This is a genomic window from Nonomuraea sp. NPDC005730, from assembly GCF_040630865.1.
GTDB lineage: Bacteria > Actinomycetota > Actinomycetes > Streptosporangiales > Streptosporangiaceae > Nonomuraea.
This window is the reverse complement of the sequence record NZ_JBEXYK010000007.1, coordinates 187,126-200,044: the sequence shown is the minus strand read 5'-3', so window position 1 is coordinate 200,044 and position 12,919 is coordinate 187,126. Positions and strand designations below refer to the sequence as shown.

The window sequence follows — 12,919 nt, the reverse complement described above, 5'->3', positions numbered from 1 at the left end:
GTGTGGGTGACGCCTGGGGGAAACTTCGCCGCCTGGGGATGAAGATTCGTTGCCCACAGGCCGTCCCCAGATCATGGTGTGTTCATCCACCGGTTATCCACGAGGTTTCCACAGGTTGTCCACGGGGTAAGAGGGGGCCTTCTGGAGTCCCAGATCGACTGTTCACAGGCCGTCCACACGTTATCCACGAGTCATCCCCAGGTTCTCCTCAGGATGTCCCCAGATTCGTCCCCAGCCCTTGTGGGTGGATTTTTCCCGGCATTGGTGGTCGTACCGACGCGCCGTTTTCGCGTTTCCGCTGGTCCACAGTGTTTTCCACAGGCTGTGTACGACCATCAAGATCCACGCTTGCTCTGTTTGATACGCATTGTCAGCTCGTTGACCTGGTTGTACATCGACCTGCGCTCGGCGATGAGCGACCGGATCTTGCGCTCGGCGTGCATCACGGTGGTGTGGTCACGGCCGCCGAACTGCTGGCCGATCTTCGGCAGCGACAGCTCGGTCAGCTCGCGCGCCAGGTACATGGCGATCTGCCGGGCGTTGACGAGCGCGCGGCTGCGCGAGGTGCCGCACAGGTCTTCGATGCTGATGCCGAAGTAGTTGGCGGTCTCGGTCATGATGGCCGCGATCGTGATCTCGGTGTCGGACTCCGAGGTGATCAGGTCCTTGAGCACGACCTCGGCGAGCTGCAGGTCCACACCCTGCCTGTTGAGGCTGGCGAACGCGGTCACCCTGATCAGGGCGCCTTCCAGCTCGCGGATGTTGGTGGAGATCCGGCTCGCGATGTACTCCAGCACCTCGGGCGGCGCGGCCAGGCCCTCCTGGATGGCCTTCTTCCGCAGGATCGCGATGCGGGTCTCCAGCTCGGGCGGCTGGACGTCGGTGATCAGGCCCCACTCGAACCGGTTGCGCAGCCGGTCCTCCAGCGTGATGAGCTGCTTGGGCGCGCGGTCGCTGGAGATGACGATCTGCTTGTTGGCGTTGTGCAGGGTGTTGAAGGTGTGGAAGAACTCCTCCTGCGTCTGCTCCTTGCCCTCCAGGAACTGGATGTCGTCCACAAGCAGGATGTCGATCGCCCGGTAGCGGCCGCGGAAGCCGTCGGCCTTGTGGTCGCGGATGCTGTTGATGAAGTCGTTGGTGAACTCCTCCGAGCTCACGTATCTCACCCGGGCGCCGTCGTACAGGCTCTGCGCGTAATGCCCGATCGCGTGCAGCAGGTGCGTCTTCCCCAGGCCGGAGTCGCCGTAAATGAAGAGCGGGTTGTACGCCTTCGCGGGGGATTCGGCCACCGCCACGGCCGCGGCGTGCGCGAACCGGTTGCTGGCACCGATGACGAATGTCTCAAATGTGTACTTCTGGTTGAGCCGGGCCGGCTCGCTCGGCTTGTTGCTCTTCGCTTCCCACCGATTCGGCGCCGGCTCCGGCGCTTTCTCCACAGGCGGTGTGTACGGCTGCACCTGTTCAAAAGAGAACGAAGGCTGTGGATATTCGGTGGACGCCGGAGGCTGCTCGGGCTGTGGAGAATAGAACTGCGGGGGCTCGGATGCCTGGTAGTGCTGGGGTTGCACCGGCTGTGTGTAACGCGGCTGGCTATCCACACTCTGGGGATAAGGCATATTCACAGGCTGTTGATGGGCGTCCGGCAAAGGCTGTTCGGGGGCCGTCGTGTCGATCATCACGGCCAGCCGCATCGTCATCCCGAGTTCCTGGGACAGCGCGTGGGCCACCAGCGGGCGCAACTTGCCCTCGATGAGGTCCTTGAGGAAGTCGTTGGGGACGCCGAGCACGATCGTGTCGTCCGCGAGAGCGATCGGACGGACCATCGACAGCCAGGTGCGCTGCTGGATGGGCACGTTCTCGTTGAGGAAGTTGCCCAGGGCCCTCGCCCATACCGTGCCGAGGTCGACACCACTCATGGTGCGGCTCCCCTCCTTCCTCTCGCGGCCCCCCGCGATCGTTTATCCACATGACCGTGGCCGCCCCGAGCGGTCGGCGACCCCTTCGTCCACAGCGTGGCGGCAGGGCTTCGTACCCAGGTCCTCCACAGGAGATCCACAGGCTGTGCACGGTGTTTCCGGTGGTCCAGAAGGGCCGACAGTATCCATGTGCACAGCTGTGTTCAAGACGTTGTCCACAGCGTAGTGGCACCTGGATGCACAAACTGTGGACGTGGGCCCGGCGGTGGAAAAGTCGCCTGTGGATCAGTGGATAACCCGTTCAGTTTGACCTGAGACGCCGTTGGCCCGTAACGTACGACGGTCGGCTTGCCACGCGACGGCTATTTCGCGTGCCCTCGCTCCCACGGCAGGCCAGCCATGTGTGTATAAGCGCCCCTGGGCGCACCTTCAAGCCTGGAGCCCACCCGTGAGCAAGCGTACTTTCCAGCCGAACAACCGTCGCCGCGCGAAGACCCACGGCTTCCGGCTGCGGATGCGCACCCGGGCCGGTCGCGCCATCCTCGCCGCTCGTCGCCGCAAGGGCCGCGAGAAGCTGTCGGCCTGATCGACCCGCGCCCTAAGTCCGGCCCGTCGGTGTACCTCGCCGACGGGCGTTAGGCGTATACGGTGCTGTCCCGTCAATCCCGCATGCGGCGCGGGGACGAGTTCGAAGCGGCGGTCCGGCGTGGCAAACGCGCCGGACGCCCCACTCTGGTGGTGCATCTCAACTTTTCTGGGGAAGAGACACCTCTGGTTGGTTTCGTGGTGAGCAAGGCCGTTGGTGGCGCGGTGACCCGGAACAAGGTCAAACGACGGCTCCGACACCTGATGCGCGACCGTCTCGACCGGCTGCCGCGAGGTAGCCTGCTGGTGGTACGCGCCAATCCACCGGCCGCGTCCGCGTGCGTCGAGCAACTGGCCGCCGAGCTCGACGCCGCGCTGGATCGTTTGCTCAGGCGGCGCGAGTCCTCGACGGGTGGACACAGATGACGGAGCAGCCGCAAGGGATGCCGGGCCTCGCCGCCCGGGCGCTGATCATCCCCATTCGGTTCTACCGGGCCTTCATCAGCCCGATGCTCGGTCCACGCTGCCGGTTCTACCCGTCGTGCAGCGCGTATGGGCTCGAGGCGATTGCCGTACATGGGGCATTGCGCGGCACATGGCTGACTGTCCGGCGCATCGGGCGGTGCCACCCATTCCATCCCGGAGGTATAGACCCGGTGCCCCCACGCCCGGTCCGGTCCCACGAAACGCAAGGGAGCTAGCTCGGTGGAGCTGTCCTGGCTCAATTGGCTGTATACGGCCGTCGCCCAAGTCATCACCTGGATCCACCAGGTCTACAGCACTTTCCTCGACCCCAACAGCGGGTTGACCTGGGCGCTGACCATCGTCACGCTGACCGTCTGCATGCGGATCCTCATCTTCCCGCTGTTCCTCAAGCAGATGCGGTCGTCGCGGAAGATGCAGGAGCTGGCACCGAAGGTCCAGGAGCTCCGTAAGCGCTACAAGAACGACAAGCAGCGCATGAACCAGGAGGTCATGGCGCTGTACCAGGGTGCGGGCGCCAACCCCCTCGGTGGCTGCCTCCCCGTCGTGGCGCAGTTCCCGATCTTCATCTCGATGTTCACCGTGCTGCGGGCCATCGCCGCCGACCAGGCCAAGTTCGGCATGTCGCAGGAGCTGGTCGACAGCGCCAAGCACGCGCTGATCATCAACGCTCCCCTGCCCGCCACGTTCTTCGAGGCCCCTGACATCGCCCAGAAGGTCGTCATCGGCTTCTTCGTGGCGATCAGCTCGCTGACCACGTTCCTCACCGTCCGGCAGAGCGTGACCCGCTCGATGGCGCAGATGCCGGACAACCCCATGGCGCAGCAGCAGAAGATCCTGATGTACATCTCGCCGCTGTTCGCCTTCTTCAGCCTCAACTTCCCGCTGGGCCTGATCCTCTACTGGGTCACCACCAACCTGTGGACGCTGGGCCAGCAGCACTGGTTCTACAGCCGGCACCCGATGCCGCAGTTCGACGCCAAGGGCAACGCCATCCCCGTGACGCCCAAGCCCGGCCTTGTGGCCAAGATGCGCAAGACCACTCCGGAAGAGGAAGCCCCTCCCGCCGCCCCGGAGCCTAAGATCATTAGGCAGCAGCCCAGCCGCCAGTCCCGCAGCAAGCGCACCGGCAGCAAGAAGTCTTGAACACGAAGGAGAGGCCGGCGATGACCGAGGCCGAGCAGGAGAAGGCTCCTGATCTCAACGCGCTTGAGCAGGAAGGCGAGATCGCTGCCGACTACGTCGAGGGCCTTCTCGACATCGCCGACATCGACGGCGACATCGACATGGACGTCGAGGGCGACCGCGCCATGGTCTCCGTCGTGGGGCTCAAGGGCAACGAGCTGGTAGGGCCCGCGGGAGAGGTCCTGGAGGCGCTGCAGGAGCTGACCCGGCTGGCCGTCCACCGGCAGACCGGGGAGCGTTCGCGGCTCATGCTCGACGTCGCCGGCTACCGCGAGCGGCGCCGGGCCGAGCTGAGCAAGCTCGGCACCGAGGTCGCCATCCAGGTCAAGGAGAAGGGTGAGCCGAAGGCGCTGCACCCGATGACGCCGTTCGAGCGGAAGATCGTCCACGACGCGGTGGCGGCCGCCGGGCTGCGCAGCGAGTCCGAGGGTGAGGAGCCGCAGCGGTACGTGGTGGTCCTTCCCGCCTGAAACGTGCATAGTGAGCCGGTTCGGCCGTCTGTCGGCGCTTGGGTGCGCTGATGGGCGGCCGTTTCCGTATCTATAGCTGTACGTGCGGGATGCGGGGCCTGTGTGAGCCACTAGGGGGTTTGCAGGCTCGCCTCCATGCTTGCGCGGATCGATCCCTGTTCCCTGTTGTTGGAGCGTTGTTCGGCGTCTTCGTGCGCTGGCGTTCGGGTTCGGCGCTGGTAGTGGGGGAGCGTGCGGTTTTGTGCGCTGGCCTTGGCATTCATACCGGAAAGCGGATCAGAGTGCTTCTTTCGGGCGATATGTGCTTTATGTCGTTTATTGGGGATTTGGTGTCGAGGGTGGATCGGGAGGGGTACGCGGCGGCGTGCTCGACCGTCACCCACATGCCAGCCCGCTAGTCTTCCAGTGTGATCTCGCATCTAGCCTTGGGTGGACACCGCCCCTAGAACGTCGAGACACCCACCGTCGAAAGCCCACCGGCATCACCGCCGAGCAGGCAACCTGAGTACGAACACCACCTGAGACCGAGAAAGGGCCAGCATCCAGTGAGCGAAGAGCTTCCGGCGCCGCCGGACATAGCGCGGGACGTCTTCGCCGGGGAGGCATGGGATCGCGCGAACGCGTTCGCCGCGCTGCTGGCGGGCCCGGGCGTCGTCCGGGGACTGCTGGGGCCGCGTGAGGTGCCGCGTATCTGGGATCGCCACCTGCTCAACTGCGCCGTGGTCGCCGAGGCCGTGCCGCCGGAGGTGCGGCTGGTGGACATCGGCTCCGGGGCGGGGCTGCCGGGGCTGGTTCTGGCCATCGTCCGCCAGGACATCGAGGTCACGCTGCTGGAGCCGTTGCTTCGCCGTACGGTGTTCCTGGAGGAGTGCGTCGAGGCGCTCAAGCTGGACAACGTCGAGGTGTTGCGCGGGCGGGCCGAGGACCTGGCGGGGGAGCGGGAGTTCGACGTCGCCAGTGCTCGGGCGGTCGCGCCGCTCGACCGGCTGCTGAAATGGGCCATGCCTCTTCTGCGTGAGGGCGGCGAGCTGATAGCCATGAAGGGGGAGCGAGCCGCCGGCGAGCTCGCCGAGGCGGAGTCCCAATTGCGGGCCTGCGGGGCCCGAACGGCCGAGCTTGTGACCGTCGGGCACGGTAAGGTCGAGCCGCCTGCAACATTGGTTCGGGTGGTAGCGGGTCGCGCGCCGGAGCGAGCCAGGCGGCGACGAAGGAGGTGACGGTTGTGCCAGTCGCGTCTTGCGGTCTTGGCTGGCCGGACAGCCGTCGGTCCGAGAGCCCAACCGGGGTTGGATGGCCCGAAATGGGCGTGTCGCAACAGCAAATTCCCGGCACCGGCACACCACTGGTTGAAAGGATGGCCAACGTGACCCAGACCCCCCTGAACCCCGGTGATTCGCCGTTGGTACGAGAGGCGCTCAGTTCAGTGGTTTCACGTGAAACACCTGCCGCCACCCAACCGGCCGCCACCCAGCCAGCCGCCGAGCAGCCGGCCGCCACCCAGAGGGGCGGCACCAGCGGCGACGGCGACAACTCCTGGCCGCGGCCGGCGAAGTGCAGAGTGATCGCGATAGCCAACCAGAAGGGCGGCGTCGGCAAGACCACCACTTCGGTGAACATTGCCGCGGCCCTGTCGATGCACGGCCAGCGCGTCCTCGTGGTGGATCTCGACCCGCAGGGCAACGCCTCGACGGCTCTGGCCACCGAGCATCGCGGTGACGTACCGGATGTCTATCAGGTGCTCGTCGACGATCTGCCCATGGTGGAGATCGTCAAGCAGGTCCCCGAGATGCCGAACCTCTACTGCGCGCCCGCCACGATCGACCTGGCCGGCGCGGAGATCGAGCTCGTCTCGCTGGTGGCGCGGGAGGCCCGGCTCCGGCGGGCGTTGGCGGCGTACGAGGCGGAGTTCGACTACATCGTCATCGACTGCCCGCCGTCCCTCGGCCTGCTGACGGTCAACGCCCTGGTCGCCGCGGAGGAGGTCATGATCCCGATCCAGTGCGAGTACTACGCGCTGGAGGGCCTGGGGCAGCTCCTCAGGAACGTCGACCTCATCAAGGCTCACCTCAACCCGGCCCTGCGGCTCTCCACGATCGTCCTGACGATGTACGACGGGCGTACCCGGCTGGCTTCGCAGGTCGCCGACGAGGTGCGGTCGCACTTCGGGGAGACGGTGCTGAAGACGGTCATCCCGCGCAGCGTCCGGCTGTCGGAGGCGCCCAGCTATGGGCAGTCGGTCATGACGTACGACCCGGGGTCGAGCGGGGCGATGGCGTACATGGACGCGGCCCGGGAGATCGCCCACCGCGCCACCGTGGCTTGATCCTGCTCGCTCTCGGGTCTTCTGGGCTTGGCTTGAGGGCGTAGTCCGCGCTCCGGTGTGCCTACGCCGGGTTGGACCTGGTGGACGTCGGCGGCGGGTGGTCTCGTTCGGCGTGAGTCGTGAGTTGGGCAGATTTGTAACCGTGTCGGCGTAAATCCCACAGGACTGTGTGTGGCGTGGGGGCACCCCGTTGGGCCCGCAACGGTAACCTCTCCTGGAGTGACCGGAATCGACCGGCTGGATGAGGAGACGCAGTGAGTCAGCAGCGGCGGGGATTGGGCAAGGGACTCGGGGCGCTCATCCCGACCGGACCCATTGTTGACGGGCCGGGTACGGCGCCCGCTCCCTCGAACGGTTCCACGGTCGAGGCAGGCCCGAAGCCGATCGCTGGAGCGTACTTCAGAGAGGTCGCGCTGACCGCGATCGTGCCCAACCCTCGTCAGCCGCGTGAGGTGTTCGACGACGAGCGCCTCCAGGAGCTCGCCGACTCCATCCGTGAGGTCGGCCTTCTGCAGCCGATCGTGGTGCGTTCCGTGGGCGGCGGCCAGTATGAGCTGATCATGGGGGAGCGGCGCTGGCGGGCTTGCCAGCAGGTCGGTCTCGACCCGGTCCCGGCGATCGTCCGGAACACCCAGGACACCGACCTCCTCCGGGACGCGCTCATCGAGAACCTCCAGCGCGAGCAGCTGAACGCTCTGGAAGAGGCGGCCGCCTACCAGCAGTTGCTGGACGACTTCCAGGCGACCCATGAGCAGCTGGCCAGCAAGGTGGGGCGCTCTCGATCCCACATCACCAACACGCTCCGGCTGCTCAACCTCCCGCCGGAGGTTCAGCTCCGCGTGGCCGCCGGCACCATCAGCGCCGGGCACGCTCGCGCCCTGCTCGGCCTGAGCAGCGCGGGGGAGCAGGTTGAGTTGGCCAAGCGCATCGTGGCGGAGCTGCTGTCCGTGAGGGCGGTGGAGGAGATCGTCGCCATGGGTAGCGCGAAGGCTGCCCAGAAGGCGCCGCGGGAGCGGCAGGTGCCCAAGCCTACGGCTCCTGGTCTGACCCATCTGGCGGACCGATTGTCCGACCACTTCGAGACGAAGGTCAAGGTCGACCTGGGGCGGCGTAAGGGGCGGATCGTGGTGGAGTTCGCGACGATCGACGACCTTGAGCGCATCATCGGGACGATGGCGCCTGAGGCGGCACGGGCGATGCGGGAGCGCGAGGACTGATCTTGCCTGTTTCACGTGAAACCACTCGCTCTTTCACGTGAAACCGCTTCCTTGACTCTCTCTCCTCCTCTCTTCTGTCCTTCTGCACCCGGTCTTGCTTCGTCTTGTGGGCGTGTCCGCAGTGTCGCGGTGGGCGTGTCCGCAGTGTCGCGTCGGGGGTGCGGCATGCGTGGCGAGCGCCTTGGCTGGCTGGGCTGCGGCCTTGAGCTTCTCTCCAGCTCTCTCCAACTCGCTCCAGTTCGACCGGCTCTCCGGCTTTCTAGCTCGCTCGGTGCCGCGCGGTGATTGCTCAGCCGCTTCGTTCTTCGCAGAGGAGCGTGGCTGTGGCCGCGCCTGGTGGATCTTGTTCAGCCTTGCCTCTTCTTGGGCTGGGCCTCGGGCGGTTCGGTTCTCCGTGCCCAACACTCCACGCTTCACGCCGCCATGCCTCACGCATCCGCTCCTGGCGGGACTTTCGGGCTTGCTCTACGTGAACGCAGCTCCTGGAGCGGCGGGCGGCCGTGTTTCACGTGAAACGCCTGCGGGACTCCAGCCGGAGGAGCGCGGCGGGAGGCGGTGTTTCACGTGAAACGGTGCCGGAGGTCAGTGGGCGGCTGCTTTGTGGAGAGCGGCCAGGAAGTCGTCCACGTGCTCTTCGGCGGTGTCGAAGGCGGTCATCCAGCGGACGGTGCCTGCGGTCTCGTCCCAGTAGTGGAAGAGGTAGTCCTGCAGGAGGGATTCTGAGGTGGCGTGGGGGAGGGTGGCGAAGACGGCGTTGGACTCCACGGGGTGGGTGAGGGTGACGCCCGGTACGTCAGCGAGCCCGTTCGCCAGGCGGAGTGCCATCTGGTTCGCGTGAGAGGCGTTGCGGCGCCACAGGTCGTCGGCCAGGAGAGCGGAGAGCTGGGCTGAGATGAAGCGCATCTTGGAGGCCAACTGGAGTGACTGGCGGCGGAGGTAGGGGACGGCGTCCGTCAGGGACGGGTCCAGGACGACCACCGCTTCCGCGGCCATGGCGCCGTTCTTGGTGCCGCCGAAGCTGAAGACGTCCACGCCTGCGTCCGTGGTGATGGCTTTCAGGGAGCAGTTCAGGTGGGCGGCGGCGTTGGCGAGACGGGCGCCGTCCACGTGGAGGCGTAGGCCGGAGGCGTGGGCCGCTTCGGCCAGGGCGGCGATCTCGGTGGGGGTGTAGCAGGTGCCCAACTCGGTCACCTGGGAGATGGAGACGACCGTCGGTTGGGGCTCGTGGTGCTGGCCGATGAGGTGGAGCTGGGCCTTGATGTCGTCCGGGTGGAGCTTGCCCTGAGGGGTGGGGATGGTTCGGAGCTTCACGCCCAGAAGGCGTTCCGTGGCGCCCGTTTCGTGGGTGGCGATGTGAGCGGTGTCGGCGCAGAGAATGGCGTCGTAGCGGCCGAGCATGAGGGCCAGGCCGACCATGTTGGCGCCGGCTCCGTTGAGTACGGCGAAGCCTTCCGCTGTGGGGCCGAACGTTTCCTTGATTCTGTGCTCGAAGGTTGAGGTCCAGGTGTCGTCGCCGTAGGCGGGGGCGTCTCCCTGATTGGCGGCGGTCATGGCGTTGAGGATGTCGGGGTGCACGCCTGCGTGGTTGTCGCTGGCGAAGCTCTTTGGGTGGGCGCGATTGATCGGCACACCGTAAGGCTATGCAAGGTGCTTGGACGGGAGGTTGGGAGGGGCGGGGCCGCCGAGGGTGGTTCTCGCGGTTGCCTCGCGGGCGTTGGCGGTGGTGCCTCCCGCCGACGTTGCGCTGACGCTTCAAGCGGTGGCCGTTGTCAGGGCTCTGGGACGGTGCGGTTGCGACCGGGTCGCCTGTGCGGCATGGCGACGGATGGCGGCGAGGTCGTCGACGAGGTCTGGTGGAAAGGCCCACGGCTGCTGTCCATGAGTTGAGCGACCGCAACCAGCCAAGGCATCGAAAGAAGGCGGGGCCACCCGTCGGGGGCCGGCCGGTGGCGAGGGGGAAGGGGCCGGTGATGCGGAGGCAGGCGGCTCCGGCACTGCAGAGCGTCAGGGAAGCAAGCCTTGGAAGAAGGCGCCGTCAGTTCGGCGCACGGGATGGCGGGCGCGACGGGAAACGCCGGCACATGAGCCGGAAGGCGTTGGTAGGAGACACGCGCTGAAGAGGCGTCGCCGATGGATGGCCGAGGAGAGTGTTCCTGAAGTGGACGCGCGGCGAGGTGTCGGGGAGAGCTGCTCAGTGACGGACGGCGGACGGGGGCGCTGATGAGCAGTGACCAGGAGCGAGGCGCGCTGGAGGAGAAGTGGCGGCGTGCTGCGGGCGGAGGTTTTGAGGGAGAGGCGCCGAAAGCGGTCAGTCATGGACGGCCAAGGAGAGGCGCTGATGAACGGCGTGGAGGAGATTTCCTGCGGCGGGAGATGCGGTGACGCGCGGTGGGAGACGTCCTGAGAGAGAAGTGCGCTGAAGGCGGTCAGTGACAGGCGGTCGAGGAGAGGCACGCTGAAGGAGATGCGGTGGGTGAGGCACTCAGCTGTGGACGGCTGGGGGAGCGGCGGAGAGCAGCGGTCAGGGGAGTGCGACGGGAGGCGGGGAGCGGGGGGCGAAGGAGGCGCGCGCGAGGAGGCGCGCGCGAGGAGGCGCGGCCAGGAGTGGCGCTGGTACCAGGGTTCTGACGGAGAGGCGGGTGACGCGCTGCGGGAGGCATCCCAGAAAGGGAAAGGAAAGAGCCCGACTTCGAAGGCGGGCGGGTGAGGAGACAGGAGCTCGTCTCAAGCGAGAGACGGAGGCAGGAGCGGCGAGGGGAGGAAACAGGGCCGGATACGGAGGGAGAGACGGGAGGGGAGAGGGTCCACGCGGGGGATGTGCAGGAGTTGCCGCGCGGAGGAATGGAGGAGCTGTCGCTGCAGAGGAAGAAGAGGGGGCTGGCTGCGTGGAAGAGGGAGCAGCAGCCGCGCGCTAGACAAGGGACAGCCGCGTGACAGACGAGAGCAGTCGCCGCCTGGCGGACGAGAGGGCTGTCGTGCGGTGGACGAGGGGAGTCGCCTCGCGGGGGACGAGAGGGCAGCACCGCGCGGAGCACGAGAGTGGTTGCGCCACGGAAGGGAGTGGTGGTCGCCTGGCGGACAAGAGGAGTCGCCGCGCGGGGGACAAGGGGGGGCAGGACGGGAGCGGTGGACGCTTGGCGGACGAGGGGCTGTCATGCGGCGGATGACGGGAGGCGCCGCACGAGGGAAGAGAGAGCAGCAGCCGCGCGGCGGGGCGGGAGTGGTGGTCGCCTGGTGGACGAGGGGTTGTCGTGCGGTGGACGTGGGGGATCGCCGCGCGGGGGACAGGGGCAGCACCACGCGGAGCGTGAGAGCGGTGCGCTGCGCTGCGGAAGAGAGCGGGTGGATGAGCGGGGTGTCGTGCGGCGGATGACGGGAGGCGTCGCACGAGGGAAGAGAGAGCAGCCACCGTGCGGTGGGGCGGGAGTGGTGGTCGCCTGGTGGACGAGGGGTTGTCGTGCGGTGGACAAGGGGAGGCGCCGCACGAGGGACAAGAGAGCAGTAGTCGCGTGAGGGACGAGAGCAGTCGTCGCCTGGCGGACAAGGGGGAGCTCTCGCGGGGGTGGGCAACGGGCGGCGCCGCGCGGTGAACAAGAGAGCAGCGCCGCCCGCGCGGCGGAAGAGAACAGTCGCCGCACGGGGGACGGGGGAGCTGGCGCGCGGCGGAGGCGAGAAGCCACCGCGGGGAAGAGGGGCGAGAAGCCGCCGCGGGAAGTAGGGGCGTGGGGAGGGGTTAGGGGCGGGGGCGGTGGGCGGCGTTTTGGAGGAGGGTGCGGCAGAGGTCGCCGAGGTCGCGTCCCGCTGCCTCCGCGGCCATCGGCAGCAGCGACGTCTCCGTCATCCCCGGCGCCACGTTCACCTCCAGGAAGTGCGGGTCGTCGGCCGCGTCCACGATCAGGTCGGTACGGGAGATGTCCCGCAGCCCCAACGCCGTGTGCGCCGTCACGGCCATCCGGGCGCAGGCTTCGGCGGCGGCCGCGGAGAGGCGGGCGGGGGCGAAGAACTCGGTGTGCCCGGCGGTGTAGCGGGCGGCGTAGTCGTAGACACCGGCGTCGGGGACGATCTCCACAGCCGGCAGCGCCACGGGCCCCTCACCGAGATCGACGACCGAGACCGACACCTCGACGCCCTCGACGTACCGCTCGATGAGGGCGGTGTCGCCATAGGCGAAGCAGCCGACCATGGCGGCGGGCAGCTCTTCGGCCGTACGGACGATGGACGCGCCGAGGGCCGAGCCACCGCGGGCGGGCTTGACGAACAGGGGGAGGCCGAGCCGGTCGATGATGCGGCCGAGCACGACGGTGGCACCGAGGTCGTGGAAGGTCTCCCTGGGGAGGGTGACGGACTCGGGGGTGCGCAGGCCGACCGAGCGTACGACGGCCTTGGCGGTGGGCTTGTCGAAGGCCACGCGGCAGGCGTCGGGGCCGGCGCCTACGTAGGGCACGTCGAGGAGTTCGAGCACGGAACGGATCGCGCCGTCCTCGCCCGCGCCGCCGTGGAGGGTGACGAACACCGCCTCGGGCGGGTCGGCGAGGATGGCGGGCACGAGGGAGGCGTCGGTGTCGCGGGCCTCCACGTCGATGCCCGCGGCGCGCAGCACCTCGCTCACCCGGCGGCCGGAGCGCAGGGACACCTCCCGCTCATAGGAGAGGCCCCCGGCCAGCACGAGCACGTGGCCCAGATCGCTCATCACATCTCCTCCGCTGATCGTACGCGTCCAACCGTACCGGCGGCTGGCGG

11 protein-coding genes are annotated in these 12,919 nt (G+C 67.6%); 8 read left to right on the top strand and 3 right to left on the bottom strand.

Annotated features, from left to right (window positions below; all coding sequences use genetic code 11):
* Positions 1–335: 335 nt before the first annotated feature.
* Positions 336–1,916: a chromosomal replication initiator protein DnaA gene (gene dnaA / locus ABZ444_RS12985; protein ID WP_357995194.1), complete on the bottom strand. Its 1,581-nt coding sequence runs from the start codon at positions 1,914–1,916 to the stop codon at positions 336–338.
* Positions 1,917–2,364: 448 nt separating this feature from the next.
* Here dnaA and rpmH point away from each other — a divergent pair, with 448 nt between their 5' ends.
* The 8 genes from rpmH (at position 2,365) to ABZ444_RS12945 (ending at position 8,179) form a co-directional block, all read left to right on the top strand.
* Positions 2,365–2,502, top strand: a complete 138-nt coding sequence (gene rpmH, locus ABZ444_RS12980; RefSeq protein ID WP_043614899.1) for a 50S ribosomal protein L34 — start codon at positions 2,365–2,367, stop codon at positions 2,500–2,502.
* Between the two features lie 62 nt (positions 2,503–2,564).
* Positions 2,565–2,927 carry a ribonuclease P protein component gene (gene rnpA, locus ABZ444_RS12975; RefSeq protein WP_357693308.1) on the top strand — a complete coding sequence of 121 codons (363 nt, stop codon included), beginning with the start codon at positions 2,565–2,567 and terminating at the stop codon, positions 2,925–2,927.
* 17 nt (positions 2,928–2,944) lie between these two features.
* Positions 2,945–3,202, top strand: coding sequence for a membrane protein insertion efficiency factor YidD (yidD, locus tag ABZ444_RS12970; protein WP_352322972.1), 258 nt, complete (start codon positions 2,945–2,947; stop codon positions 3,200–3,202).
* 4 nt (positions 3,203–3,206) lie between these two features.
* Entirely contained in the window at positions 3,207–4,130 is a 924-nt protein-coding gene (gene yidC, locus ABZ444_RS12965; RefSeq protein ID WP_357974047.1) for a membrane protein insertase YidC, read from the top strand.
* A 20-nt stretch (positions 4,131–4,150) separates the two neighbouring features.
* Positions 4,151–4,639 (top strand): R3H domain-containing nucleic acid-binding protein, encoded by a 489-nt coding sequence (locus ABZ444_RS12960; protein WP_357974044.1) that lies wholly within the window; start codon positions 4,151–4,153, stop codon positions 4,637–4,639.
* A 545-nt stretch (positions 4,640–5,184) separates the two neighbouring features.
* Entirely contained in the window at positions 5,185–5,856 is a 672-nt protein-coding gene (gene rsmG / locus ABZ444_RS12955) for a 16S rRNA (guanine(527)-N(7))-methyltransferase RsmG (RefSeq protein WP_352322967.1), read from the top strand.
* A gap of 206 nt (positions 5,857–6,062) precedes the next feature.
* Entirely contained in the window at positions 6,063–6,962 is a 900-nt protein-coding gene (locus ABZ444_RS12950) for a ParA family protein (protein ID WP_357995192.1), read from the top strand.
* A gap of 254 nt (positions 6,963–7,216) precedes the next feature.
* Positions 7,217–8,179 carry a ParB/RepB/Spo0J family partition protein gene (locus ABZ444_RS12945; RefSeq protein WP_357995190.1) on the top strand — a complete coding sequence of 321 codons (963 nt, stop codon included), beginning with the start codon at positions 7,217–7,219 and terminating at the stop codon, positions 8,177–8,179.
* A 582-nt stretch (positions 8,180–8,761) separates the two neighbouring features.
* Here the strand turns inward: ABZ444_RS12945 and ABZ444_RS12940 are convergent.
* Together ABZ444_RS12940 and ABZ444_RS12935 are read right to left on the bottom strand one after the other, a co-directional pair.
* The gene (locus ABZ444_RS12940) at positions 8,762–9,808 is read right to left on the bottom strand and encodes an aminotransferase class V-fold PLP-dependent enzyme (RefSeq protein ID WP_357995189.1); all 1,047 of its coding nucleotides are present in this window, start codon (positions 9,806–9,808) and stop codon (positions 8,762–8,764) included.
* Between the two features lie 2,104 nt (positions 9,809–11,912).
* Positions 11,913–12,869: a D-alanine--D-alanine ligase gene (locus tag ABZ444_RS12935; protein ID WP_357995187.1), complete on the bottom strand. Its 957-nt coding sequence runs from the start codon at positions 12,867–12,869 to the stop codon at positions 11,913–11,915.
* Between the last annotated feature and the right edge of the window lie 50 nt (positions 12,870–12,919).

Coding starts and splice junctions, on each gene's coding strand:
- ABZ444_RS12935 (WP_357995187.1), bottom strand. CDS start 12,869: ATGAGCGATCTGGGCCACGTGCTCGTGCTGGCCGGGGGCCTCTCCTAT.
- yidD (WP_352322972.1), top strand. CDS start 2,945: ATGCCGGGCCTCGCCGCCCGGGCGCTGATCATCCCCATTCGGTTCTAC.
- ABZ444_RS12960 (WP_357974044.1), top strand. CDS start 4,151: ATGACCGAGGCCGAGCAGGAGAAGGCTCCTGATCTCAACGCGCTTGAG.
- dnaA (WP_357995194.1), bottom strand. CDS start 1,916: ATGAGTGGTGTCGACCTCGGCACGGTATGGGCGAGGGCCCTGGGCAAC.